General features: G+C 69.2%; 21 protein-coding genes and 3 pseudogenes. 16 read left to right on the top strand and 8 right to left on the bottom strand.

From position 1 onward, the window contains the following. Positions 1-7 precede the first annotated feature (7 nt). Complete coding sequence (locus LP52_RS06950; RefSeq protein WP_157036243.1) at positions 8-808, bottom strand: hypothetical protein; 801 nt, start codon at positions 806-808, stop codon at positions 8-10. Positions 809-1,212: 404 nt separating this feature from the next. Between LP52_RS06950 and LP52_RS06945 the strand changes: the two genes are divergently transcribed. Then, positions 1,213-1,551, top strand: a complete 339-nt coding sequence (locus LP52_RS06945; protein ID WP_040271726.1) for a hypothetical protein — start codon at positions 1,213-1,215, stop codon at positions 1,549-1,551. A gap of 159 nt (positions 1,552-1,710) precedes the next feature. Here LP52_RS06945 and LP52_RS27155 read toward each other — a convergent pair whose 3' ends face one another. Then, positions 1,711-2,079 (bottom strand): hypothetical protein, encoded by a 369-nt coding sequence (locus LP52_RS27155; protein WP_157036242.1) that lies wholly within the window; start codon positions 2,077-2,079, stop codon positions 1,711-1,713. Positions 2,080-2,697: 618 nt separating this feature from the next. On the opposite strand from LP52_RS27155, the gene LP52_RS06940 reads away from it, so the two are divergent. After that, on the top strand, positions 2,698-4,038 hold the full coding sequence (locus LP52_RS06940; protein ID WP_157036241.1) for a hypothetical protein: 1,341 nt from the start codon (positions 2,698-2,700) through the stop codon (positions 4,036-4,038). On the opposite strand, the gene LP52_RS27150 is transcribed toward LP52_RS06940, so the two are convergent. Beyond that, positions 3,969-4,871 (bottom strand): hypothetical protein, encoded by a 903-nt coding sequence (locus tag LP52_RS27150; RefSeq protein WP_157036240.1) that lies wholly within the window; start codon positions 4,869-4,871, stop codon positions 3,969-3,971. The two genes, LP52_RS06940 and LP52_RS27150, sit on opposite strands and share 70 nt — an antisense overlap. Before the next feature lie 577 nt (positions 4,872-5,448). Here LP52_RS27150 and LP52_RS06930 point away from each other — a divergent pair. The 4 genes from LP52_RS06930 to LP52_RS25685 are packed head-to-tail and all read left to right on the top strand — an operon-like array spanning position 5,449 to position 11,607. After that, complete coding sequence (locus LP52_RS06930) at positions 5,449-5,700, top strand: acyl carrier protein (protein ID WP_040271722.1); 252 nt, start codon at positions 5,449-5,451, stop codon at positions 5,698-5,700. Continuing rightward, positions 5,690-6,922: a beta-ketoacyl-[acyl-carrier-protein] synthase family protein gene (locus LP52_RS06925; protein ID WP_040271721.1), complete on the top strand. Its 1,233-nt coding sequence runs from the start codon at positions 5,690-5,692 to the stop codon at positions 6,920-6,922. Before LP52_RS06930 ends, LP52_RS06925 begins: the two co-directional genes overlap by 11 nt. A gap of 20 nt (positions 6,923-6,942) precedes the next feature. Continuing rightward, a complete protein-coding gene (locus LP52_RS06920) occupies positions 6,943-7,704 on the top strand; it encodes an SDR family NAD(P)-dependent oxidoreductase (protein ID WP_040271719.1) in 762 nt (253 codons plus the stop codon). 24 nt (positions 7,705-7,728) lie between these two features. After that, positions 7,729-11,607: an alpha/beta fold hydrolase gene (locus tag LP52_RS25685; protein WP_052809534.1), complete on the top strand. Its 3,879-nt coding sequence runs from the start codon at positions 7,729-7,731 to the stop codon at positions 11,605-11,607. Between the two features lie 73 nt (positions 11,608-11,680). Here LP52_RS25685 and LP52_RS26305 read toward each other — a convergent pair. The 3 genes and pseudogenes from LP52_RS26305 to LP52_RS06905 all read right to left on the bottom strand — a co-directional run. Continuing rightward, positions 11,681-11,965 (bottom strand): annotated as a pseudogene (locus LP52_RS26305) (transposase); the annotation flags it as partial. A gap of 164 nt (positions 11,966-12,129) precedes the next feature. Further along, positions 12,130-12,606 (bottom strand): nitroreductase/quinone reductase family protein, encoded by a 477-nt coding sequence (locus LP52_RS06910; protein ID WP_052809533.1) that lies wholly within the window; start codon positions 12,604-12,606, stop codon positions 12,130-12,132. After that, on the bottom strand, positions 12,603-13,382 hold the full coding sequence (locus LP52_RS06905) for a glucose 1-dehydrogenase (RefSeq protein ID WP_040271717.1): 780 nt from the start codon (positions 13,380-13,382) through the stop codon (positions 12,603-12,605). The genes LP52_RS06910 and LP52_RS06905 overlap by 4 nt, the downstream gene beginning before the upstream one ends. 144 nt (positions 13,383-13,526) lie before the next feature. On the opposite strand from LP52_RS06905, the gene LP52_RS06900 reads away from it, so the two are divergent. Beyond that, positions 13,527-14,171: a TetR/AcrR family transcriptional regulator gene (locus LP52_RS06900; RefSeq protein WP_040271715.1), complete on the top strand. Its 645-nt coding sequence runs from the start codon at positions 13,527-13,529 to the stop codon at positions 14,169-14,171. A 664-nt stretch (positions 14,172-14,835) separates the two neighbouring features. Here the strand turns inward: LP52_RS06900 and LP52_RS06895 are convergent. Beyond that, positions 14,836-15,510, bottom strand: a complete 675-nt coding sequence (locus LP52_RS06895) for a hemerythrin domain-containing protein (protein WP_040271713.1) — start codon at positions 15,508-15,510, stop codon at positions 14,836-14,838. Positions 15,511-15,611: 101 nt separating this feature from the next. On the opposite strand from LP52_RS06895, the gene LP52_RS06890 reads away from it, so the two are divergent. The 3 genes and pseudogenes from LP52_RS06890 to LP52_RS29100 all read left to right on the top strand — a co-directional run. Continuing rightward, positions 15,612-18,299 carry an AfsR/SARP family transcriptional regulator gene (locus LP52_RS06890; protein WP_193789959.1) on the top strand — a complete coding sequence of 896 codons (2,688 nt, stop codon included), beginning with the start codon at positions 15,612-15,614 and terminating at the stop codon, positions 18,297-18,299. Positions 18,300-18,400: 101 nt separating this feature from the next. Then, entirely contained in the window at positions 18,401-19,252 is an 852-nt protein-coding gene (locus LP52_RS06885; RefSeq protein ID WP_040271712.1) for an LLM class flavin-dependent oxidoreductase, read from the top strand. Between the two features lie 684 nt (positions 19,253-19,936). Next, positions 19,937-20,246 (top strand): annotated as a pseudogene (locus tag LP52_RS29100) (hypothetical protein); the annotation flags it as partial. A 226-nt stretch (positions 20,247-20,472) separates the two neighbouring features. On the opposite strand, the gene LP52_RS25680 reads toward LP52_RS29100, so the two are convergent. Then, complete coding sequence (locus tag LP52_RS25680) at positions 20,473-21,393, bottom strand: LysR family transcriptional regulator (protein ID WP_052809532.1); 921 nt, start codon at positions 21,391-21,393, stop codon at positions 20,473-20,475. Between the two features lie 135 nt (positions 21,394-21,528). Here LP52_RS25680 and LP52_RS06865 point away from each other — a divergent pair, with 135 nt between their 5' ends. The 6 genes and pseudogenes from LP52_RS06865 (at position 21,529) to LP52_RS28940 (ending at position 26,026) form a co-directional block, all read left to right on the top strand. Beyond that, positions 21,529-22,710, top strand: a complete 1,182-nt coding sequence (locus LP52_RS06865) for a CaiB/BaiF CoA transferase family protein (protein WP_040271709.1) — start codon at positions 21,529-21,531, stop codon at positions 22,708-22,710. A 16-nt stretch (positions 22,711-22,726) separates the two neighbouring features. Next, on the top strand, positions 22,727-24,028 hold the full coding sequence (locus LP52_RS06860) for an SLC13 family permease (RefSeq protein WP_052809531.1): 1,302 nt from the start codon (positions 22,727-22,729) through the stop codon (positions 24,026-24,028). Between the two features lie 722 nt (positions 24,029-24,750). Then, positions 24,751-25,140, top strand: coding sequence for an ABC transporter permease subunit (locus LP52_RS28280; RefSeq protein ID WP_040271708.1), 390 nt, complete (start codon positions 24,751-24,753; stop codon positions 25,138-25,140). Between the two features lie 114 nt (positions 25,141-25,254). Next, a pseudogene (locus LP52_RS28950) lies at positions 25,255-25,410 on the top strand (ABC transporter ATP-binding protein); the annotation flags it as partial. A gap of 73 nt (positions 25,411-25,483) precedes the next feature. Further along, complete coding sequence (locus tag LP52_RS28945; RefSeq protein WP_238580772.1) at positions 25,484-25,627, top strand: hypothetical protein; 144 nt, start codon at positions 25,484-25,486, stop codon at positions 25,625-25,627. A gap of 54 nt (positions 25,628-25,681) precedes the next feature. Continuing rightward, a complete protein-coding gene (locus tag LP52_RS28940; protein WP_238580771.1) occupies positions 25,682-26,026 on the top strand; it encodes a hypothetical protein in 345 nt (114 codons plus the stop codon). Positions 26,027-26,159 lie beyond the last annotated feature (133 nt).

Here is a 26,159-nt window from a genome sequence, read left to right as displayed (position 1 = left end):
GGACTCACTAGAAGCAGCTGGCGACGGCGGTGATCGACGCTCCACCGACAGTGGCGTAGGCGCCGATGCACGCGACACATACCGCCGTTCCCACCCCGGGAACCGTGCACGCGCCTGTGCAGGCACCCACGATAAGATACGCGGTGGCGCCACTTACGCCAAGAACGGCCGCGACGCAGGCGGCCGTAGATCCGGCCCCCGCCGTAGCCATCGCTTCACCGCTGGCCGCATCCTGCTGCAGCTGGGCGTCTGTCATGTAGGGCAGATCCGTGTCGTTGCTGTTCACGAGCTCGCCGTCCGTGAAACTCGTGATGTTGAAGTTTCCGGCGTCGTTCTCACTGATGAGCGTCTCGCCGTACTGGACGATGTCTCCGCTCTCGTTGAAGAGAACCGTGAGGTTGCTCAACATGCTGTAGTCCCCGCCGACGGGGATGGTCACTGAGGTGAACGTAGTGTCCTTGTCCTCAGCATCCACGGTGTAGACCTTGGTCTGCCCGTGGGACAACGCACTCTGCGGAGCCTGGACGGAGATCTCTCCGTTCTTCACGGCCTCGGAGACCGCACCCGGCAGGTCGCGCGCTTCCTGGTCCTCGACCAGGGTCATCTCGGTCAGCGCTCCCGCCGAGGACTCCTCGGTCGAGCACGCCCCATCCGCATTGCTAGCAGGCGTGGCGGCAGAGCCCTGACCTCCTGCTGGGACCTTGGCTTCCGGGGCCGCCGCCATGGAGGGCGTCATCCCTCCCACTAGGAATGCCAGTGTCAGCGGAGCGATAGCCATCGCCACCGGCTTACGAAGGATGCGTTGCAACGTCTCTCCTTTGAGTTGGGGGAAGGGGAGGGTTCACGGGGGTTACTGAGCGCAAAGAAAGATCACCAAACGTTTATATCTCTCGACAGAACGGGCGCTCTTGACACCTTCGAGGCTGGGCAACACGCTCGCCCAAGGTCCACCGTCCAGGGGGTGTCCGCATGCGGCCACCCTTGTCGGAGTGGCTGGCTGGCGCCCCTCCGGTGCGCACACCTACCGGGACCAGGCCCCCCGATGGCGGAAGGCCTGATCCCGGGGGCACGGCGCCCGAAGTCACCGCGGGATGCTCCCCGATGTCGGCGACCCCGTCTCCACCTGGTCGGCGATGAGTGCGGCCAGGGCTGCCGGCTCTTCCAGCAAGGGGAACCGCTGTGCTGGGGAGCTCGGGCGAACATCCTGGGAGCATGACCACATTGCGCTCCGCCCGGCTGGAAGCCCTCATCGGCAACGGAGTTGCCGAGGCCACCTATGCCAACGTGCTCTTTCTGGTCACCAACAACGTCCCCGAGAACTTCGATCTCGACTACAAGCGCGACCTGTACGAACGCACGGACGCGGGCAAGCGCGAGTGTGCTCCGACGTCGCTGCGCTGGCCGACACGGCCGGAGGAGTCATCATCCTTGGTATCGACGAGGACGACCACTCCTGTGCTTCAGAAGCTCCGGGCGTACAGATCAGCGACAAGGAGACCAGCGGGGTCTCCCAGGTACAGCGAGATAGAGGCGCTCGAGTTCGGCCAGTGAGCCGCCGTGCTAACCAAGGGGACTTCGAGATCGACGTTCTCTACGAGCGTCCGCAGTTCGCCGGGGGCAATACCGGTACCCGGCCGGCTGGTACGGGACAGCCATTCGGTCAGCCAAATCACGCCGTGAACCGTCGTATGGCGCAGCTGCTCGGCCGCATCAACGGGAACAGATTTCCGATCCTTCATGGAAGGCAGAGCGGCCATACACTGTCACCGAATCGGACGCTGCGGCACGTAACTTCGAGATTTCTTCGACTACGAGGATTTTACGGCCACACATACCGGCTGCACGGCCAATCAGGCCAGCGAACATCCGAACCACCGGAAAGGGCAACCCAACTCTCCAGAAGATGCTCTCGACGCCTGCATCAATCACATCGATCCAGGGTTCGCCTCCCCAGGAAATCCAAAGCAACCGGAGAACGAAAGAGAAGAATTCGATGAACGCGTCAACAACCTGAAGCGGAATAAACAGATTTGTCGCCTCTCCTGCGTTTCGGAGGTCATCCCGGCCTGAAGGAGGCACAGCACCTCGAGGGATGAATCCGGGTACTCTTGTCGTGTATCTACCGTCGGCACGGCTAAGGCTCGAGTGGCTCTTCGGATTAAGCGGAGGGGTGAGGTTCGTGCGGGTGCAGCCCACTGCTAACGCGGGCAGACCGAACCCGGGCACCCGGCACGGGCACCTATACGGGCCCAGGCCCCGGACGGGTTGGCGCGAATCGGCAGCCCGCTGGACGATCCGCCTCCAGGCAGCGGAATTCAGGGGCCGCACAGGCTCTGGCATGGGTCCGGCGCTTCGGCTCCGGACGATGGTCCGCTCCCGCGGCGACGCGGGGTGCCGCTGTGCCGCCTCTTGCCGCCGCCCTTGCCGCACCGGGTTGATGCGCGGGTCGGTGGTCTGTACTGGGAAGGGCTGACCGCCCAGATCACGACCCAGTCAGGGCTTCACCGACTCCGGTTAGCGTTTACTTACATCACCACAACAAATATGTCACCCTTTCGATGCGTGGCTTTATTCACCTATCGCGGTCAAGCGCAATAAAAGCGGTATACTTCATTACGAACATCGACGGAACAGTCGTTTCACGTTTCTCCGGCCAATTGGCCATGCTTCCACAGCGATCCCTACGGACGGTCGGTCATGGTGGACGAACCAGTCTCGAATCAGAGTCTGATCCGGCTACAGCAGGAAGCACGATTGAGCGGCGAGGAGTTGGCGAAGAAGGTCAACGCGATAGGTGCGGAGATGGGGGTGGGCCTGAGGTACGGGCGCGCCTCGGTGAGTCAGTGGCGGTCGGGGACCCGTCCTCGGTGGCCTGTGCCCGACCTCGTGGCGGAAGTCCTGTCACGGAGTCTGGGCCGAACGGTCACCGCGGCAGACGCGGGATTCGCCGGCGGCGGCTCCGCAGAGCAGGACGGCGGCGACGCGGTGACCCAGCTCGAGAGGCTCGGCTCCTCCGCCGAGAGCGGATGGGATCATCGATACGTCTTCAACCTGCACGACCTGGACGTTCCCGTGTGGCGCCCCGCCACCGAATTCCCGCCGGCACACCGCCAAACCCCGTATTCGGGACCTGTGGGAGAGGACGAGCTCGAGACCAGCGAGGAGATGCTGGAGATCTTCTCCAGAACCGAGGCGGTACACGGCGCGTCAAGGGTCGCCCCGTTCCTCGGCGAATACCTTCACCGCACCGTTGCCCCCTGGTTGCGCTCTCCGGGCAGTACCGACACACGGCGCCGGCTGCTTCGCACGTCTGCGAGGCTCAGCTACCTGTGCGGCTTCGCCTATTTCGATCTGGAGGAGCACGGTATTTCGCAACGGTTTTACCGGGCTTCCCTCCTGCTCGCGGCTGAAGGTGCCGACGCGTGGGGGTATGCGGTGACGCTGCGTGCGATGAGCGTGCAGGCGTGGCATCTCGGACATCGCCACCAGGCGCTCGATCTCGCCGGCGCGGCCGTCGATGCCGCTGCGCGCGGCACCGACGACGCGTCGAGCGCTTTCCTTCATGGCCAGCTCGCCGTCGCCCACGCCGGTAGGGACAACCGGGACGCGGCGCTCTCCTGCCTCAGCTCGGCCGAGCGGTACATGGAGGCGGCGACGAGCGGCCCCGGAACGGTCACCTACCACTGGGCAGCGTTCGCCCACCAGCGCGCCGTTGTCCGAAGCCTATTGGGGGACCGGTCCGGCGCCACTCTCGATTTCACGAACGCCGTGCAGTGGCGCCCGGCGTGCGAGCGACGCTCGACAGCTCTCATCTGCGCGCGCCTTGCCGAGCACCACCTGGATCAGGGACAACTCGAACAAGCGGTGTCGAGCTGGCACCGCTTCCTGGATATCTATCCCTCGATTCGCAGCGGACGGGCTCGATCGGCACTCGCCGTCCTGCGGTCCCGTGTCCGGCCCCACGCCGCTCATGAGGTCGCACGCGGACTACTGGCGCGGGCCACCGCACTTTGGCGTCCCGATACCGGAACGCGGTGACGCGCATCGCCTCGCGCGTCGACCGACGTCGGCGCCTGGACGCCCGCCCCGCCGGCCCGGGGCACACAGTGGTCGACGACCACCGGTCCCACGCCGTCGAGGGCACTGAGCAGTGTGCGAACGAGCGTGGGGCGGACGTTCTCCCCCAGAACCACTCCGACATCCCTGCGTCCGGCGAGCCATTCCGGTGCGACGACCATGCGGTCGTCGACGACGTGTACCGCCGCACGCGGGTGCTCAGGTCGAACGGCAATGCCGCAGGCCTCCGCTGCAGGAGCGTCCCCGAGCACGAAGACGACGTCGGACGAATCGATTCGCGCGCACCCGGACCCACAACTCCGGTCACACAGGAGTAGGCGCCGTGACCGCATGACGGCCATCCAGGACTCCGTGACGTCGCGCGCGATCGCCATCGCCCCGGCATCGTCGGAGCGGGCACCGATCGCAACACCGACAGGAAGACCGGTCCGGGGATCGATATAGCTGGCAGCGCAGACAGTCGCGTCTTCTCCGGCCTCAGGGGCCATGTCGAGTTCATACGTGCGCACCTCGCGTCCTCGGCCGTCCGCATGGGCGGCGACCAGCGGCGCCGCCGGACAGGGCACCCAACCCCGGTGGGGATCACGGAAGCACTGCAATACGACGATTTCGCCCTTGCGCACACCGGACGCGGCGAGCCACACCAATATCCGTGTTCTTCCCACACCAGCCCTCACATATCTTCTGGAACTCAATCGACCGCCGGCGGACCGCCCTCCAGCGATATAGTTATCGCCGATCGAAAACGAGTGAAACCGCAGCCGCATGTTTTTCCGAATGGGTTCGTGGTCCAAATAGGGCGATCTCCCACAAAAGAAACGAGTCCACATTGCATGGTTTGGCCTTGTATTTCCTGAAAAGGACACGTCTAGGGCACTAGAGGTCGCCGCCTCGACGACGGGTTAGGAACGGAAACCGCGAGGGGGGCACGGGATGAGCCTTCATGACGTTCATGACCGCGGATCGCGGCGCTGGACGGCTCGCGGGAGGCCCGCGCCCTTGGTGCCCACCGCGTGAATCCGCGCCGCCGGGTCGATGGCAGCAAGCCTCGAGCAGAGCCGGACGCGGTCCCGGGGGATGCGGCCGCCCCCGGCGTGGGAGCGGGCGCGCAATCCGCACACCGGGTTTTCCCGAAGGTATTCAGCGACGAAACGCCGCGAACGCAATGAACCTGTTGAGTCCACCCCTGGGCATTGACACGTTCGCCCGCGCTCTCCCTTCCGTTCTGCGGACCGCGCACGGTGGAATGGGGATGTTTCCAGGGACGAACAGGTACGGATTTTCGCTTCGTTCGTACACCGGAGACGTGCGTAGGGACGTCGATACCTGACGAGCACGCCACCGAACCGGCATTTCGCGAAAGGAATCAGATTGCTTGATATATCCGCAGAGGTATCCGGAATCCTGAGCGAGGAATTCGATATACCAGCCGACGAGATAATTCCTGGGAACACCCTTGAGGATATCGGGGTCGATTCCGTCGCCGCCGTCGAACTCGGCGACATCCTCCAGCACAAGTTCGGCATCAGGATCGGTGAAGACGAACTGACCACACAGAGCACCGTCGAGCAGGTAGTCGGCGTCGTCTCCGGGAAGGCGGGAGCTGAGCACCGTGACGGATAGCCCTCCGGTCGCGGTCACCGGCGTTGGGCTCGTCACTCCCGCCGGCGTCGGACGTGCCTCCAACTGGAGGGCCGTCTGTTCCGGGATTCCGACCGCCGGCGCCCTCGACTCCCTCGCGCACGCACCTGTCGGATTCGCCAGTACCGTTCCGGGCGGATTCGACGCCGGCCGCCTCACCGGCCGGCGCCTCTCCCGCCGGTACGATCGCAGCACGCAGTTCGCTCTGGTCGCAGCGCAAGAAGCCCTCGGCGACGCCCGCCTCACGCAGACTGCGGTGCAAGAGGCCCGCGTGGCCGTCGTTATGGGGACCGCGTTCGGCGGGGTGCAGACGCTCGAAGACAACCACGCACGGCTCATGGCCGAGGGCCCGGACGCCGTCAACGCCCGGTTTCTGCCCAACGCCCTGGCGAACATGGTTGCTGGCATCCTGTCGATCGAGCTGGGCACCACCGGTCCGGCCGTGGTCGTCTCCACCGCCTGCGCCTCGGGCGCGACGGCGATCGGCACCGCACTGGGGCTGCTGCGCTCAGGTGCCGCCGACGTCGTCGTCGCCGGCGGCACCGACGCCAGCGTAACGCCGCTGCAGGTGGCGGGATTCGACAAGCTGCGGGCCTTGTCGCGGGGGAGCCGGTTCCCGCCCGCCCAGGCTTCGCGGCCCTTTGACGCCGAACACGACGGGTTCGTCATGGGCGAGGGGGCGGGAGTCCTCGTGCTCGAACGAGAGTCCGATGCCGCCGCCCGCGGCATCAGCCGCTACGCCAAGTTGGCCGGGTACGGAACCACGTCGGATGCGTACCACATCACTTCGCCCGCCCCCGACGGCCGCGGCGCCAAGGAGGCGATCGCACAGGCGTGCCGCGACGGCGGCCTCTCCCCACGGGACATCGCCCATGTCAACGCCCACGCCACCTCCACCCCCACGGGCGACGCGGTCGAGGCGGGGGTCGTGGCCGCCACAGCACCGACCGCTGTGGTGACCTCCACGAAGGGCGTCACCGGCCACACGATGGGGGCGGCCGGCGCCATCGAGGCCGCCTACACCGTGCTCGCGGTACACACCCGAACCGTGCCGCCCGTAGCGAATCTCGCCACACCGTGCAAAGGCGCCGAGGACCTCGACCTCGTCATCGGCGACGCCCGTTCACAGACGCTGGAAAACGCCATTTCCAGCAGCTTCGGCTTCGGCGGCCACAACGCCGTCCTCGCCTTCACCACCGCCTAACCTCACAAGGAGCCGCTTCGATGGGAAACGTCGCAATCATCACGGGTGGCACAGCAGGCATCGGGCTCGCCTGCGCAGAAAAGCTTCTCGCCGACGGTGCCACCGTCGTCATCGCGGGCCGGTCACCCGAGCGCGGCCGCGACGCGGTCGCCGACCTGGGCGGAAGCCGTGTCCGCTACGTCGAGTGCGACGCCACCGACCCCGCGCAGGTCGCTCGTCTCATCGAGCAGACCGTGGACGATCACCGCCGCATCGACGTACTCGTCAACAACGCCGGAGGCGTCACCGACCACGGACGTCCCGTCACCGAACTCGACGACGACACCCTGGACCGCGCCTTCACCCTCAACGTCAACTCGGCGTTCTGGGCGTGCCGCTCGGCATTGCGGCACATGCTGCCTCGGGGCTACGGGCGGATCGTCAACATGTCCTCTATCGCGGGCAAGACCGGAGTCGCTGGACTTCCCGGCTACACCGCCTCCAAACACGCACTCATCGGATTCACCAAAACCCTCGCCAAGGAGGTCACCGCCCGCGGCGTCAGCGTCAACGCCGTCTGCCCCGGCATGACCGACACCGAGATGATCCCCCGCGAGCTGCAAGGCGCGATCGAAACCGCCGGCGCCGACTTCGCCACCGCCGCCCAGCACTACACCGGCGACCTCGGCCGCATCGTCGACCCCGCCGAAGTCGCCGCCCTCGTCGCCCTTCTCGCCTCCCCCCAGGGCTCCGCCATCTCGGGGACGGCGATCAGCGTCGACGGCGGATTCAGCCAGTTCTAGTCCCCGCCCGGAAAGGAGTGGGCCGTGGCGTCGACTCCGTGGCTCGCACACACCCCCGACCCCGCCGCCGACCAGCACCTGCTCTGCTTCCCCTACTCGGGCGCGCCTTCGTCCCTATTCGGGGACTGGCGGGTTCCCGGTATAGACGTGCTCCCGGTGCTGCTGCCCGGGAGAGGCCCGCGGCGACACGAGCCGCTCGTCACATCCCTGCACACACTCGCCGAAGGCATCGCCTCCGACGTCATCCCCCTCCTGAACGGGCCCTACTACTTCCTCGGCCACTCGATGGGAGCCTGGCTCGCGCACGCCGTGGCCGCCCTGCTCAGCCAACGCCACGGCACCGGCCCCGAACGATTGTTCGTCCTCTCCGCGCCGCCTCCCCACTTGCCTCCGAGCCGGTTCTCCTCCCAGCACGAACTCTCCGACGACGGTGTAGTCGACGAGGTCATCCGGCTGGGCGGGGCCCCCGAATCCGCCCGCGACGCGGTCCGTGCCAACGTCGACGCCATCCGCGCCGACGCCGCGGCCGTGGGTCGCTACCGGCCCGCGCCGTACACGCTGACCTGTCCCATCACGGCCGTCTGCGGCAGGCGGGACCCGCTGTTCGACCCCGGCAGCCTGACGGAATGGAGCGAGACGACCCACGCTGACATCTCCGTCGATCTCGTCGACGCCGGCCATTTCCTCGTCACCGAACAACCCGACGAATCGATCCGCATCGTCGTGCGCGACACCGTCGACCGGCATCGCACCGATCCCGTCGCCGTGATCGGTATGGCCTGCCGGTTCCCCGGAGCCGCCGACCCCGCCTCCTTTTGGGAACTGCTCCGTACCGGCCGCAGCGCCGTCGGCCCCGTCCCGGCCGACCGCGTCCGCGACGACGAAGAGCCGCAGATCATGAACGCAGGCGGATTCGTCGACGGCGTCGACCGGTTCGACGCCCGGCATTTCGGGTTCGGCCCTCGTGAGGCCCACCGCTCGGATCCGCGCCTGCGTTTGCTACTCATGACCGTCCAGGAGTCCTTCGACGACGCCGGACTCTCGGCCGCCGACCTCGCGGGGCCGCGCAGCGGGATCTGGGTCGGCGAGTCCCATTCCGACTACTGGGACCTTTCGACCTCCGCTGAGCCGCCGAACATGTACACGCTGTCCGGCGGAGGGCTCAAGAGCTTCCTGTCCGGACGGGTGTCGCACTTCTTCGACCTCCAAGGCCCCAGCCTCACGCTCGACACCTCGTGCTCGGCGTCGTTGACCGCTGTCCACACCGCCTGCCGGGCGCTCCGAAGCGGCGAAGTCGACACCGCGGTCGCCGCCGGAACGCACCTGATCCTCAACCCCCATGGGGGACCCTCCCACGGCCTCGCGAAAGCCCTTTCGCCCCACGGGCGTTCCGCGTTCGCCAGCGTCGACGCCGACGGTTACCCTCGCGGCGAAGGCGTCGCCGCCGTCCTCCTGCGGCGCCTCTCCGACGCCCTGCACAACGGCGATCCGATCCACGCCGTCGTCGAAGGCAGCGCGGTCAACGCCAACGGCCGCTCCGGCCGAAATATCGTCGCCACCAGCGGCCCGGGCCAGGTTCGCATGATGCGCAAAGCCCTGGCCGACGCGGGACGCCGCCCCGGCGAGATCGCCTATGTCGAGGCCCACGGCCCGGGGACCCGTACCGGCGACGACATCGAACTCGCCGCCCTCCACGAGGTCTACGGCGGCAACGCGCGCCCGTGTCTCGTCGGATCCGTCAAGACCAACATCGGCCACCTCGAACCCGTCGCCGGGCTCGCGGGTTTCCTCAAGGCGGTCCTCGCCCTCGAACACGGGCAGGTGCCCGCTTCCCTGCACCTCTCAGCCCTCGCGCCCGCCATCGACTGGGACGGCTCGGCGCTTCGCGTGCCGACCGCCTGCGAACCCTGGCCCGTGGACGGCCGTCGCCGGGCGGCCGTCTCCTCTTTCGGACTCTCCGGAGCCAACGCCCACGCCGTCCTCGCCGCCCCGCCCGACCAGACCGCGGCGCGTCCGCGACTTCCCAAGCGCACCTGGAATCTGCAGCGCTACTGGTACACCGAACTGGGAGACGAGCCCTCCCCGCCACCGGACCGGGAAACGGCGGCGATTTCCGCAACACCTGCCCGACCTTCGCCGCGACCGGCACATCGAGGTGGTGAAATGCCCCTGCATCCGCTCTTCCACGACCGCATGCCCGTGTGGGCCGAACTCGACGAACTCCTCGACCTGCCCGAGTTCTCTTGGAACCTCACCGGCGTCAGCGCCGTCTACCATCGCCTCCAGGCGTTCGGCCGAGCCCTGGGGCCGGCCCGAGCGCTGCACGACTCCCCCATGCGCCTGCTGGCCGGTATGGAATGGGCTGGAATCGTCGATCCCGCCATGATGCACGCCGCCATGGTGCACTACGGCGTCGCCACAACCGCTCTGGTCGAATGCGGGCACACCGACGACGATCTGGACGCCCTTACCGCCGACCTCGACACCATGGACGCCCCCGGCGCGATCGTCGCCACCGAACTCGGACGCGGCGGATCCCAGACCACCATCCGCACCGAGGCCCGCTACGACCGCGAGCGCGGTACCTTCACGCTCCACACCCCCGAGGATGCTGCGCTGAAGATCATGCCCAACGTCGGCTGGACCGGACTCGGACGCACCGCGGTCGTCAACGCCCGCCTCGTCGTCGACGACTCCGACCACGGAATCCACGCGTTCGCGTTCCGCTTCCCGCACCCCCGAGCCGATGTGACGATCCTGCCCGGCGGAGCGCCGGTGCCACTCGACTACTCGGTGATCCGCTTCCGGGACGCCGAGATCCCGTTCGGCTACTGGCTCCGCGACACCGCCGTCATCACCGGCGGCGGCGTCACCGATCCCCTGACGCCGACGCAGCGGCTCGCCCGGTCCCTGGGAGGAGTCAACGCCGCCGTCGTCTTCGCCGCCGTCGCCCTCGCCTCGGCCGCCCGCGCCGCGGTCGCCATCGCCTTCCGCTACAACGCGCAGCGGATCATCGGCGATCCGGGAACCCCCGCGCTCACGTTCACCACCCACAGCAGCGATCTCGCCTCGGCGATCGCACGTGTCTACGCCACAGGTTCCTACGTCGAGAAGGTGCGTCGCGACTTCACCGACGAACGCCTCGGCACCAACACCGCCGAGCCGCGCGCGACGGACAGCGGCACCGCCTATGCGCCCTGGCTCGCCGCCAACCGCGACCGCACCCTCGCCAAAGCCGCTGCGGCCACCACGGTGGAGTCTGTCACCGCCACCTGCCGGCGGCTGTGCGGCTTCCAAGGCGTACTGCACACCAATCGCATCACCGCCTACGAGGACATGGCCAAATCCTTCCACGCGGCCGGAGGCGACACCCGGCTCCTGCTGCTTGAGGCTGGGAAACAGCTCCTCGACGGAACCGACACCTCACCCGTCCCCGCGCCCGACGGCCCCGGAACGAGCGACGCGCGCTCGACACTGCGCCTCGTTTCCCTGCACGAGCGCGTTCTCGCCGACCAACTCAGCCACCGCGTCGACCCCGGCGATCCCAACCCCTACCTCGCCGAGATCGAGGAGCTTGCCCGAGTCCACCTCACACGACGCACTCTCGAGGAGTTCGACCGCCTCCTCGCCGCCATGAGCGGTCCGTGGCGAAGCGCGCTCGAATCGGCTCGACGCCTCCATGGGCTCGACGTCGTCCTCGACTCCGCCGCCTGGCACCTCAATCAGGGGTCGCTGCTTCCCGGCGACGCCGACCTCCTCCGCACCGCCCGCACGACGGCGGCGGAAGACGTCGCCGATCGCCTCGGGATCCTCGTCGACGGACTCGCCGTACCACCCGGCCGAGCCGGCGGATTCATCGGACGCGACGACTACATCAGCCGCATAGCCGCCCTCCTCGCGTGATCTCAGGCGGCGCAGGGTGGCGCGAATGCGACTGCGAAAGCGCAGTGCGCACGAGCATGGGTTTTCCGGCTCTTCACGGGTTGAGGTGTAGTCGTGGTCCGAACCCGCCGGTCTCGAGCAGGCTTCTGGCGATGTGGTTGGTGAGGTTGCGGAACCCGAGCGCTGAGCCGCGGAGGTGTTCGAGGCAGCCGTTGATCGCCTCCATGGGCCCGTTGCTGGTGCCGGGTCAGTCGAAATAGGCGAGCACGTCGTCGGCACGCTTCTTCAGTATCCGACCGAGCGTGACGACCTCGACAAGAGCGGCCGGGACAGCATGGCCGATTGAGTCGATCAGTGCGGTCATCAGGTCCCGGCCACGGCGGCGGTTTTCAGGATGAGCGTGTAGGAGCCTTGCCCTTTAGCACCTCGACATCTATCCGGGGCCGCCGCGCCACAGCTACACCCTCATCCGGCGAAGAGCCGCTCTAACCGCGACTAAGCCCCCAGCCCCTGGGAGCAGGTCCTCTGTCGAGGGGTCCGCGATCACGGCCGATGGCGGAAGCTGATGCGCATCAGCCGGCTGTCGGCCCAGTCTTCGAGCCGAGTCGGCCGGATGGTGCCGGGGTCGTGGGGCTGATTGAGATCCGCGACGATCTCCGCCAGCACGGCCTGACGTTCGGCTGGGGCGGTGACCGGCGTGGCCCGTGCAGGCAGATCTGCACGGATCCCGTTCTTGAGGTGGAAGGTGAAGGTGGGATTGGCGAGAAGGTTCGCATGCCAGTCGGTAGCAGCCCCGCCGGCGCCGCTACACAGGTAGGTGACGCCCACAGCTCGGTAGAAGAAGATCTCGATGCGGCGCGGCCGGCCGGTGCGGCGCCCCAGTGTCGTGATGTCGATGATCCGTTCGCCGGTGCCTGCGGCGGGTGTGATCTCGATGGCTCGCCGGATGTGCTCGGGCAGGTGGGATAAAGACGCGTCCCGTGCGGAGTCGTTCCATCCGGTCGTGTCCGGAGTGCTCATGCGGTCTCGGTCTGAAGGGCGGGCCCGAGGAGGAGTCCACCGTCGATGACGTACTCCGACCCCGTGATGAACGACGCGTCTGATGACGTGAGGAACAGGAGAAGCCGGGTGACGTCGGTCGGCTCCCCGAGCCGGGGGATGGCGAACGGCTCGGGTGAGTAGAAGTCGGCGATTGCCGCGGTGGCGCCGGCTGCTGGTTCGTGGATGAAGGAGGTCGCGATCACGCCGGGGTGGATGGTGTTCACGCGGATGTGGTCGCGGCCGAGCTCGAGTGCTGCCGTTTGGGTGAGGCCTCGCACGGCCCACTTGCCGGCGACGTACGGCGCGTAGTGCGCCGTGCCGCCCAGGCCCATCGTCGAGGCGATGTTGACGATGGCTCCCCCTGTTGCGCGGCGCAGAGCGGGGGCGGCGACCTTGATGCCGAGGAAGGTCCCTGTGAGGTTGATGTCGAGGATGCGCGACCACGTGGCCTGGTCCGTGTTTTCGATCGTTGCCGGCGGGTTCTGCACGCCCGCGTTGTTGACGAGCACGTTCAGGGCGCCGAAGGCGCTCTCGGCGGCTAGCACAGCGGCGGACCACGAGCTCTCGTCGGTGACGTCGAGGTGGGTGAAGCGAGCGCGGGTCCCGAGCTCGTCGGCGAGAGCGGCGCCGCGTTCGGCGTCGATGTCGCCGATCACCACGTTCGCTCCCTCCGCGTGAAAGGCGCGTACGTGGCTCGATCCCTGACCGCCGGTCCCACCGGTCACGAGCACGGTCTGGTCGTCGAAGCGGGGCATCAGTTGTTCCTTCGGTACGTGGGTGGCTGACCGGGATCACCAGTGATGAACGGCGGCCAGTGGTGAGCCGTGCGACTCACCATCTACTTGAGACTAGGTCGGCGACAGTGGCGAGTCAAGCCACTCACCTCGTATGCTCGGTCCATGAGCAAGGTCGCATCGACGTACCACCAGCGCATCGCCCAGGAGAAGCGCGCACTGATCTTGACGGCCGCGACCGCACTGTTCCTCGAGTTGGGCTACGACCGGACGTCGCTGGCGCGGATCGCAGAGCGCTCGGGGGTCTCGCGGGCCACCTTGTTCAAGCAGTTTCCGACCAAGGCCGCCCTGTTCGACGCCATGGTCACCGAGTCCTGGTCAACCGCTGGCGAAGAGGATCCTCCGCCGGCAGGCAACATCGTGGACGGGCTCAGCACCATCGGTCGCCGCTACGCCGAGCTGTTGAGCCAGCCCCGGATGACCGACCTGTTCCGAATCGTCATCGCCGAGCTGCCGCGATTCCCCGAACTCGCCAATGCGCAGTTCTCGCGCGGGAAGATGCCCTACTTCGAGTCCGTACGCGGCTACCTCCTAGCCGAGCACGAGGCGGGGACGGTGCGGGTCGAAGACGTGGACCTCGCCGCCACCCAGTTCCTGGGCATGATCTCCAACTACGTCTTCTGGCCGACACTCCTCGTGCCGGGCTGGGAGGTGAGCACCGAACGCGTGGCTCAGGTGGTCGACGAGGCCGTCCGCACCATCGCCGCCCGGTACGCCGCGACTGGACCAGGGCCGCCGACCAACGGCTGAGTCCCACCGACCGCGAATGAGTCCCGCTCCTGTGGCCGTAGGGGCCGATCAGGGCCGCAATGGCTGAGTCGGAAGCGCGGTGAGCGCTCCCCGCGCCGGACTGCGGCTGACAGCGGTCAGTACATGCCGGCTCTGTCGCAAAGTTCGTGACGCCCGCTCCTCCCGCGAGGCGGAGAAGGCGCTTACACAGGAGAGCGGGCTTGGCGCGGCCGAACATCTGTCCGTCCCCACGTCCGTGGGGCTCGGGAGTCACAGTTCCTAGGCCGCTCTCCTGGTTCAATCGACGAAAGATCCGGCTGTGCCGATCGGGCGCGATGGCTGCGCCGCGGCCGTCGGTGAAGACATAGCCACTGTCGTGCCACCCGTCCCCCATGGCGGTGGCCTCGGCCCTCTGCTGGGACCAGTGTCGGCGAAGCACGGCGGCACTGGTCCAGTCCAGTTCCACAGTGCGCCGGCTGGCGGGGTCGCCCAGTACCCTAAGGCCCGCAACGTCGGCCCGAGTGAGATCCACACAGCGCAGATTCGGGACCGTAGGCAGCGGCGCGAGGCCGACCGGAGCGGAGGTTGGCCAGTTCCAGAAAGGTGAGGTGGCGGCGGCCCTCCAGGGCGAAGTCCCCGACTCCACGGGCAGCGCCCGGAGCGGCGCCAAATCGGTGGTCGAGGATCAGAGAGCCGAACCCCGGCTCGCGGAGGCCAGGCGCCGACGGTGGGTGCGATAGAGACGGCTCCCGATCGGGCGGCCGACGTGCCAGACGACGGCGGGGACGGCGGCCCGCAGGAGCTGGGCCTGCTCCTCGCTCGCCTCGTTCAGGGCCATGCCCAGCATCAGCAGACGCCGCGCGAAGGTCACCTTGCCGAAGGACGCCTCGACGGCCGCCTTCCACTCGCGTTCGGTCAGGTAGCGATCGATGAGCGGCAGGATCCGCTCCTCCTCCAGCTCCAGATGCTCGTACAGCGCCGGCAGCAGACGCTCCGCGACGGCGGCGACGGCATCCCGGTCGGTGGCGTCGGCGGAGGCCCGCCAACGCCGGCCGCCCGCGGCGAGCGCCTCCAGTTCGCCGTCGATGAAGGCGTGCTGCCGGTCCATCGTCTCGATGAGGGGCTCGACGTCGTCGGGGCAACGCTCCCGCAGCCGGGGCCACACATGGTCGTCCTCGCTGGTGTGGTGGGCGTGCAGGAAGTCGACCATCATCAGGACGTGGCGGGCGACGACGTCGGTGCCGTCCGCGTCACCCGCCGGAACGCCGGCGATCAGGGCGGGCATAGCGCCGAATTCCCGCCGCATGGCGTCGTGCGCGCCGATCATGTCGCGGCTGTCGGCCATCTTCTCGTTGTGCATGGGAAGCAGCTTCGAGGACGTGCCTTTCAAGCCGCCTACAACGCGGAACGGCGGCCGCCGCGCCATTTGCCGCTGTCGGCGACATGGGCTTACATGGTGCGGTGTCGACGTTCGCGGTGCTGGGTCCGTTCGAGGTCCGTGCGGGAGATCAGCCGGTCCACGTCGGGGGTCGGCTGCCCCGCAGGCTGCTGGCGATCCTGATCGCCGCGGAAGGGCGGCCGGTCTCGGATGACAGCCTGGCCGAAGGACTGTGGGGTGAAAGCCAGCCACGCAATCCCGCTAGCGCCCTGCAGGTGTACGTCTCCCGGCTGCGCCGGGTGCTGCCGGGCACGGCGTTGCAGCGCTCCCCCGGTGGCTATCGGCTCCTTGCCGACGACACCGACGTCGAACGGTTTCGCGGCCACCTCGTCCGCGCCCGTGCGTTGGTGGACGGCGACCGCCACGCCGATGCGCACGAGGCCTTCGAAGCGGCGCTGCGGTTGTGGCGCGGGACACCGTACGAGGATCTGGCCGACGACGCGTCGACGACCGCGATCCGTGCCGCCCTGGTGGAACAGCGCGCCAGCGCCCAGGAGGAGGGCGCCGCGGCGCTGCTGGCCACCGGCGACCACGCCGGTGCGGTGGCCATGCTCGAGCGGCTTGTGCACGCCGAGCCCTACCGCGAACGCCGTTGGCAGTTGCTCGCGCTGGCGCTCTACCGCTCGGGGCGCCAGGCCGACGCCCTGAACGCGGTGCGCCGGGTCCGGACCCTGCTGGCCGAGGAACTGGGTGTCGACCCCGGACCGGAGTTGCGGCGGATTGAAGGCCGCATCCTGGCGCAGGACCCGGCCCTGGCGGCCACCGGTGTCGCGGCCGCGACGCCCGGTGATCGGCCGCTGTCGTCGTTCATCGGCCGCGACGCCGATCTTGCCCTGCTGGACCGGCTCGTCGGCATGCATCGGCTCGTCACCGTCGTCGGGCCCGCCGGGTCGGGCAAGACCCGCCTGGCCGTGGAATGGGCCGGGCGGGGCGCCGTCGTCCGACTCGCCGATGTGGCAGACCCCGCCCACCTGGTCTCGGCGGTCGCCGCGGCGGTCGACGCCACCGGGTCCGCCGGGGACCCGTACGAGGCGCTCGTCAAACGGCTGCGTCTGCACGGGGAGCCCTTGGTGCTCGATAACTGCGAGCACCTGGCCGGTGAGGCGGCCCGGCTCGTTGTCGACCTGCTCGACCGGGTTCCCGCGTTGCGGGTGGTGGCCACCAGCCGTGGCCCGCTCGGCGTCGACGGCGAGCACAGTCTGCCGCTCGGGCCGCTGGCCGCCGACGACGCCGTGGCGCTGCTGACCGATCGCATCCGCGCGGGCCGGCCCGGCTGGGTCGAGCAGGACGCCGACCGCCGGGATCTGCGCCGCCTCGCCGACGCGCTGGACCGCCTGCCGCTGGCCCTGGAACTGGCGGCGGCGCGGGTGCGGACTTTCGGCGTACGGGGGCTGATCGAGCAGCTGGACGACCGTTTCACCGTGCTGGGCCGGATCCCGCACGGCACGATGACCTCGCACGCGACGTTGCAGGAGGCCGTCGCGTGGAGCTTCGATCTTCTCTCCGGCGACGAGCGCGACCTCGCGGTGCGGCTCTGGCCGTACGAGGGTGGCTTTCCCTTGGAGGCCGCGGCCTCCGCCACCGCCGGGCTCGGCGCGCTCGTCTCGCTGGTCGACCAGTCCGTGGTCACCGCCGAGACCGGCGGCAGCACGGCGCGCTACCGGATGCTGGAGACGATCCGGGCGTACTGCCGGTCCGTGGACCCAGATCCGGCGGCGACCCGGGCCGCCCATGCCGTCTGGGTCCGCGAGCTGGTCGCCCGGGCCGCGGGCGATCTGCAGGGCGAGCGGTCCGCGACCACGATGGCGGCGCTGCGTCTGGAGTTGCCGAACCTGCGCGCGGGGCTCGCGTACGACCTGACGCATGCCCCGGTCGAGGCATTGCGTACGGCCGCGCGGCTCATGTGGTTCTGGATCCGCAGCGGCCTGCTCGACGAGGGCAACCGGACGCTGGCCGCGGCCCTGGCCGCCGCACCGGACGCCCCGCTCGGCGACGTCGTGCGGGCCAAGGCCTCGTCGGCCAGCCTGTTCTACTTCACCGGCGACGTCACCACGGCGCGGCGCATGCTGTCCGAGGCGTTCCTGGCGGTGGGCTCGGAACCGGGGCATCGCAGCCTGCTCGCCGAGGTCCGCTACTACCAGGCTCTGGTCCAGCTGCCGGGAGGCGACCCGGCGATCGCGCTGACCGCGTCGGCCGAGGCGCACGCCATCGCCACCGAGACGCGGACCACCTGGCTGATCGCGGCGACCGCGATGGCGTGGGGCGCCGCCCTCGTCATGGCCGGCCGGATCGCCGACGGCCGGCGCCGGCTGCGGGCCGCCGTGCGGCTCGCCGACGCCTCCGGGCTGGTCTGGACGGCCGCGCTCAGCGAACTGATGCTGGCCCAGACCCTGGTCGACGCGAGGGACGGCGAAGCGCTGCCGCTGCTGCGGACCTCGCTGCGGCGCTTCCTCACCGAAGGCGACCTGAGCAACCAGCTGGCCGTGCTGCACAACGGGGCCCTGGCCCTGGACGCGGCGGGCGATCCGGCAGGCGCCGCGCTGCTTCGCGACGTCGTCCATTTCCACCAGGCGCGCAGCGGCATCCGGCCGGCCGGCACCTACCTCCAGTCGGTCATGCCGCACGGCTGGTACGAAGGCGCCCCTCCCTCACAGCCGCCGACACTCGACGACGCCGTCGCCGTCCTGACCGCCCCGGCGCGCGCTGTCTGATGGTTGCAACCCGGGTGTATGGGCGCCTGGCCAAGATCGCGAGGCGGGCCGGTGCACGGCCCGTGCACCGTCGACACCCGTATCAGCTAAGGAGCGCCTCGATGCGCATTGGCATCGGACTACCCAACCAGGTCCGCGATGTCCACGCCCCGGTGATTCCCGCCTGGGCCCGCCGAGCGGAGGAAGCGGGCTTCGCCACCCTGGGAACCGCCGGCAGGGTCGCCTATCCGGGCGTGATGGACACCGTCGCCTTGGCCGCGGCCGCCGGTGCCACCACCACGATCGGGTTGCTCAGCCAGGTGCTGCTGGCTACCACGTGGCCGGGCGCGCTGCTGGCCAAGGAGGCAGCGTCGATCGACGGGGTCTCCGGCGGCCGGCTCACCCTCGGCATCGGGGTGGGCATCCGGGAGGACGACTTCGTCGTGCCCGGGCACGGACCGCGGGACCGAGGCGCCCGGATGGACCGCGATCTGGCGACCTACCGGTCGATGTGGGCGGGCGAACCCGTTCCGGGAAGCCCGAACCCGGCGGTTCCGGCCGGAGGACGGCAGGTGCCGCTGCTGTTCGGCGCAATGACCCCGGCCGCCTACCGCCGGATGGCCGAGTCGTCGGACGGTTACATAGCCGGATCGGTGCCGGCGGCCCTGGCATCCGGCGCTTTCGACGCTGCCCGTGCCGCGTGGCAGGCGGCCGGGCGGGTGGGACAGCCCCGGCTGGTCGCCCACAACTACTTCGCGCTAGGCGATCCCGGCCGCGGTCGGGCCAACATCGCCGATTACTACGCCGCTACCGCCGAATACCAGGACATCGTCGTCGATAACGTGCACACCGACGCGGGATCACTGCGCGACACCGTCCAGCAGTTCGAGGCCCTGGGCGCCGACGAACTGATCCTGGGCCCCGGAACCGACGACCTCGACGAGATCACCCGCCTGGCCGACATAGTCCTCTGACTCGACGCTCACGCCTGCCCTCACCTCAAGCGTCCACGCTCCGGGGGAAGCTCAGACCGGCGACCGCGATGTTCGCGGCGAGGCTCGCGACGCTGCCCAGGATCAGCAGCGTCCACGGCAATAGGCCCGCCGCGCCGACTGTGGCGGGCGTCGGCCAGCAACGCCATCGACGACGCGACAATCATCCCGTCGACCGACAGCGGGAACAGGGCCGCGCGCCACGAGGGTCGCCATGGCGCTGGGCCAGCTCGTACATGTGGGAGTAGGAGACCACGGCCGTGATCGCGGCCAGCAAGAGAACGGCGGCGATGGTTGTCCAGCGGGACCAGCGGGAAGAGTCCATTGCGGGTCACCGCCCGTCCAGCGCCAGGTCCGCAGACAGGTTCAGGGGCATGTACGTAAGGTTCGAGTCCCCCTCCGACACAACCCGCATACCTGGGGCGCACCAAGGCACCTATCGGGAGCAGCGGCCTCGTGGCAGGAAGAGCTTGGCCGACGGTCACCGCAGTAATGAGTCTGACTCGCGCTAGATGTGATGTCCCGGCACGTTGGTAACAGCCGACACGCCCCCAACAGCGGTTGACCATAAGGAGGGCCTCCTGATCCCGGTGTGGATTGCGACACCTACGCCGATACTCAGGAGGCCCTCGTGTGCCACCGTAACGCCCCGCTGCCCCCACCGGCGTGGCCATCGCCCACGTCCTGCTCGACTGCGACTCCGAACGCCACTGGATGCGCGCCGCACCCGACCGGATCGGCCACCTGTCCCCCCGCCTGCCCGGCCAGTCCGAGTGCAACCGCCACCTGCGCGATGCCGCCCCGGCCCTGCTCGCCGCCTCCACCTGGCCGGGCCCGGGCGGTGCCCACCTGGCACGAGAACCTGCGGCTGATGGACGGCACCCCGCTGCGCTGCGGCGCCTCCCGCGTCACGGTCAACCGCTCCCGGCTGGGCGGGATCGCCGGATACGGCCGCGACGCCTCCCACCACGCCTTCTAGCGGGGCGCCAAGCTCATGCTCGTCACCACCGCCGACGGAGCATCCCACCTGGTTTGAGCGATCCGTGATCATGCCGCTGTCCGCTCAAGCGGCCGTTCGTTGCCGGAGACACGTCAAGCCGCAGCGCCTGCCCGGGCGAACGGTGACGTCAGGCCGGGCCCTGACAGCCTGCAGTTCACCGAGTGCGCGCGCTACGACAGCAGCTCGCCCGGACGCACGGGGTCTACCGTGGGTCGCCACTGCCGCCTGTGACGTCCTCGGCGCCGCCGAGGAGTTCGGCGGCCCGCTCCTCAACGAGGCGGCGGACGATCAGCGCCGAGGGGGACGGACGGCTGCTGCCCCGCTGCACGAGGCAGATGTCGACCGGCTCCGCACCGCGTATCGGGATCCAGCGCAGACCATCCACGTCGGTGGAGGTCTCGAAGGGGGCGAGCACGCCGATCCCCGCGCCGTGCCGCACCATCACCTTTACCAACCGGGCCGACATGGCCTGCACGACGACGTCGGGATCGGCGACGTTCTCCTGCAGCCGCTCCCACATCACGGTCCCCGCGCGCATGGTGACGATAGGCCAGGTCGCGAGGTCGTCCCACACGAGTTCGCTCCGCCGGGTCAGCAGATGATCGCGATGCACCACCGCCCCCACGGGCACGCGCAGCAGCGGTGATCGGCGCAGCCCGCCAGCCGCGGGAGCGGCGGGAGCCGTGATCACCCCGAAGTCCAGGTCGCCGCCCAGCACCCGCGACTCGATGTCGCCGGAGGAGGCCTCGATGACGCTGAACCGCAGGTCGGCGTGCTCTTGGCGCAAGCGGGCGACCACCGGGGCGACGAGGGTCTCTGCCACCACGGATATCGCGCCGATCGCCACCCGGCCCTGGTAGGCCCCGCCGGAGTCCGCCGCGGTCCTGAGCGCGGCGTCCTCCGCGGCGACAAGCCGCGTGAGAGGTTCGATCATGGCCTGTCCGGCGGCTGTTGGGCGCACGCCGCGGCGGCTGCGGGTCAGCAGGACGACGTCGAGCTCCTCCTCCAGAAGCGACACCTGCTCCCCCAGTGTCGGCTGGCTGACGCCGCACCGTTCCGCGGCCGCCCGCAGCGATCCGGTCTCCACTGCCGCCAGCAGATACCGCGCACGCTCCACCCTCATGGCGCCAACATAAAGAGAACACCTTTCGCGCGTCAAAGGTGTTCCCGTCTTCCGTGCAGGTAATAGCGACGACCATGCTCGACCCATGGGCCGGTGTGCCCCGCATCACAAGCATGGTGAAAGGAAATCCCTGACATGTCCCAGCCGCTCGCCGGTGTAACCGTCCTCGATCTGTCCACCATCCTGGCCGGTCCCCTGACGGCGACGCTTCTGGGCGAGTTCGGGGCCGACGTCATCAAGGTCGAACAGCCGGGCACGGGCGACCCGGCCCGCCGGTATCCCCCGCTGGACGGCGACACCTCGGCGAGCTGGGCTCTGCTGGGGCGCACCAAACGTAGCGTGACGATCGACCTGCACCGTTCGGGCGCCGCCGATGTCGTCAGACGCCTGGCACGTGAGGTCGACATCGTCGTCACCAACTTCCGCCCGGAGACCCTGCGGCGGTTCGGTGTCGACTTCGAGGACCTGCGCGCCTACCGCCCCGATCTCGTCATGGTGCACGTAACCGCCTTCGGGCGGACGGGCCCCTACGCCGACCGACCCGGATTCGCCCGCGTGGCCGAGGGGTTCGCCGGGCTCACCTACCGCACCGGAACCCCGGACGGCCCGCCGACCTTCGCGGGCTACCCGGTCGCAGACGGAGTCACCGGCATCTACGCCGCGTTCGCCGCCCTGCTCGCGCTGCGCCAGCGCGACCTCACCGGAGAGGCGCAACTGGCCGACATCCCGCTGTACGAACCGCTGCTGCGGATGATGGAGGACTTCGTCGTGGATTACAGCGCCACCGGCGACAGTGTGCAGCGCCAGGGCAACCGCAACCCCCACATCAGCCCCAACGACCTGTACCGCACCCGCGACGGCCACTGGGTGGCCATCCCCGCCTCGACCGACCGCATGTGGGAGCGGCTGGTCGAGGTGATGGACGCCCCGGACCTCGCGATCCACCGCTCGATGGGCTCTCGCATCGAGCACCGGGCCGAGGTTGAGGCCCGTGTCGCCGCGTTCGTCGGCGAGCATGATCTCGCGCCGCTGCTGGCGCGGCTGGACGCTGCCGGCATCGCCGCCGGCCCGGTCAACTCGGCCGAGCAGGTGTGCGCCGACCCCCACATCCGCGAGCGCGGCTCGATCGTCGCGGTTGAGGACGCCCACGGCCGCCGCCGGCTGGTCCAGGCCCCCGCGGGGCGGTTCTCCGGATTCGAAGGGCGTACCGGCCCCTCGGCGCCGGAGGTGGGCGAGCACACAGCCGAGATCCTGCATGAGCTGCTCGGCCTGACCGGGCAGGAGATCGACGACCTTCGCGACCGCGGCGTCGTCTGAGCCGGAAGGACCCCCCATGACGATCGCCGATGCTTCCATCGTCGTCCTCCTCGTCCTCTTCGCCGCCACCGCCCTGCCCGGGTTCAACCTCGGGATGGCGGCCTTCGCCGCGGCGTTCCTTGTCGGCCTCGCAGCCGGGGTCGCCTCCGAAGACGTCACCGGCTTCTTCCCGGGTGATTTCTTCGTGCTGATCGTCGGCGTGACCGCGCTGTTCGCGGTCGCCAAGATCAACGGCACCCTCGATTGGTTGCTGGACGGCCTCCTGCGGCTGGTCGGCGGGCGGGTCGTCCTCGTCGCCCTGGTCCCGTTCGTCGCCGGTGCGCTGCTGGCGGCCTTCGGCACGCTGCCCGCCGCGGCCACGGCGATCGTGGCGCCCATCGCCCTGGGGCTGGCGGGACGCTACGGGCTGCCGCCGCTGATGATGGCGCTACTGGGCATCATGGGCATTCTCAGTGGGCTGCTGTCGCCGCTGGCCGTGTACGGTGTGACGGCCCGGCAGCAGGCCGCCGCCAACGGCATCGCCCTGCCCGATCACGCCCCGCTCACCCTGCTGGCCGGCTCCCTGGCCGCCGGTGCGGCCGTCTGCATCGGAGCGCTGGTCGTGGCCCGGCTCCGGCGGCTCCTGCCGACGGGGACCGCGCTGCTCCGCGGCGAACCCGAGGGTAGTCCGGTCCCCGGGCGGCCGGGCGGAGGTGCCGCGCCGGACGAGGCCGCCGAGTCGGCGGGGGCGCCGAGCTCGATGGTCCGTCTCGTGACGCTGGGCGGCATGGCGGCCGTCCTGGTCCTGTCGGTCGGCTTCGACATGAACATCGGCTACCTCGGCCTCACCGCTGCGTGCCTCCAACTCCTGTTGCTTCGCATCGATCCGGGCCCGGCAGTGGCGCGGATGCCGTGGGGCGTCGTCCTGCTCATCGGCGGGCTCCTCACCTATATCGGCGTCATGCAGGAACTCGGCGCGTTCGAGCGAATCAGCGAACTGCTCACCATCGAGAGTTCGGCGATGCTCACCCTGCTCTTGCTGTGCTACATCGCTGGCATCACCTCGTTCGCGGCGAGTTCGATCGCGGTCTTCGTGACGGCGATGCCGCTCGTGCCCGCCGTAGTGGAGTCGGGCGTCCCGCCCGTCGGGGCACTACTCGCGGTGGCGTTGTCCTCGGTGGTGGTCGACATCAACCCGCTCGGCATCACTGGCGGCCTGATCCTCGGCGCGGCCCCGGAGGAGACCCGCGCGCGGCTGTTCCGCCAACTGCTCTTCTACGGCCTGGCCTCGGTCGCTGTCGGCCCCCTACTCGTCTGGGCGGCCTTCGGCTGGTGGTGATCGTCGCCGGCCCGGGCAGCCTGCGGGCCCTCGCCTGCACGGAAACCGCGTTCGCGGGAATCCTCAGCAGGGTCGCCGCATCCATGTCGGTGCCGACTGTGTCCCCCTCTTTGGGGAGCGGACGCAGCGTGTCGGCCACACCGGATTCGGCTACGCCTCCGGCGATGAATCTCATGGCTGCTCCTTCGACGAGGCGTGGGCAGCCCAGGTGGATGTCGTCGCCCGGTCGTCCACGCCGTCGAGCGGATAGGCGGTCACGGGAGCCGATATGTGCATGCGATCTCGACAGCATCCGCGGCGCCCTGGACGGGATCGAGCGCGAGCCGCCCGAAGGCCCCATCACCATCGATGCCAAACCAGCATCGGCATAACCACGCGCGTCGGCCTGATCAACGAGGAAGGGCTGATCGACGAGGTGTGGACGTCCGAGGACCGCATCGAGCCCGCCCCCTACCTCGACGGCTACGGTTGGGCCGAGGATCACCGAGGTCGAGCAAGGGAGGGCTGCGCCCCCGCCACGCGGGCCCGCCGCGTTCGTCCCCGAAGGACCGCGACTCCCCTCCGCGGCGTGGCGGGCCCGCCTCCTTGGCGGCACCCCTTCCCGAAGGGGTGCCACACCTCGGACAACGGTGTCCGCAACCGCCGCCCTCGGGCACACGCGGCCCGACCCACCCGGACCCGGCGGACTCCCGGGCCCCTGACGCAGAAGGCCATGCACCCCCATGGACGCGATCCTGGACCAGGTGCCGATCGGTCTGGCAATCGGCACTGTACTGCTCCTCGCCGCCCTCGGCCTGAACTTCACATTCGGCCAGACGGGCGTCATCAACATGGCGCACGGCGAGTTCACGATGGTCGGCGCCTGCACGGCGTTCGTCATCCACGCGTGGTTCGGCCTGGACGCCGCCTACGGCAACTCGGCGGCCTCCTCGGCGGTCAGCATGATGCGCTCACGCGGACGACCGGCTTCTGCCAAGCCGCCATCTCACCTCAGCGTCCTACACACCGCTGTGGCGTCCCAACATAACTATGCAACGAACTTCCAAATCATGCCCCTGAGGGGAGAGGTGACCGTGCCGGAAGACCCGGCCGGCTTGCCCGCCCCCGCCTGAGCGCCGCGGCCGAGCGGTCCCGGCGCATCCACCGATCGGTTGATGCGCGAATCCGCCAAAGTCCGGGCCTGACGGGCGATCCGCGCGGCGGTCCGCCCGGGGGATGCTCACGCCATGCCGATCATCGAAGTCAGCGAACCGCACAAGCGCTACGGGGAAACCGTCGCGATAGACGAAGTGTCGTTCACCGTGGCCGAAGGGGAGATCTTCGGGATTCTGAGTCCCAACGGGGCCGGCGAGACCACCACTGTGGAATGCGTCCAAGGGCTGCACACGCCCGTGTGGCACGGGGGCTCGGCGCTGCGCGGGGCTGCTCTCCGACCCGCTGGTGTGTTCACGGTCAATGGGGTCAGATTCGCGCCCGGACGGCCGGCGCAAGCGCACCTTCGTCGAGGAGGCGCGGCGCGCGCAGATCGCTTCCGCGGCCATCAGCACGGTCGCCGAGGCGGGTTACGCCAACGCGTCGCCGGCACGCATCGCGGAGTAGGCCGGTATCAGCAAGGGCGTCATCCCCTACCACTTCTCCGACAAGGACGAGCTGATGGAGAAGGCCGTCGAGCACGTCTACTCTTCCGTCGGGCATTTCGTCCTGTCCCACCTCGCGAAGGCGCCCGACGAGCGTGCGGCGCTGCGGACCCACATCCCGGCCGTGGCCGACTACATGCGCGAGCACCACGACCAACTGCTGGGTCTGGCGGGCATCTTCAACGGCATGCAGTCCCCCGTGGGCGTCCGCGTGCCCCGGGCCGCACCCTCCGAACGGCTCTATGAGGGAATCGAGGAATGCCTGCGCGCCGGGCGGGAGCGGGGCGTCTTTCGCGGCTTCGACGTACACGTCACGGCGGTGTCCCTCCAGGCCTCCATCGACGGCATGTTCGAGTACTGAGGGCCATCCGGACCAGAGTCTGGAAGCCCACGCCGCCGAACTGGTCGAGCTTTTCGATCGCGCCACACATGCCGGCCCCGCGAACCTCCCCGGCTGAACCGCCCGACAGGTCCGCGCTCCGAACGCGCCCTTC

Origin of the sequence: Streptomonospora alba, assembly GCF_000826685.1 — a bacterium.
In the GTDB taxonomy this organism is placed as follows: domain Bacteria; phylum Actinomycetota; class Actinomycetes; order Streptosporangiales; family Streptosporangiaceae; genus Streptomonospora; species Streptomonospora alba.
This window is presented reverse-complemented; position numbering and strand designations above follow the sequence as displayed.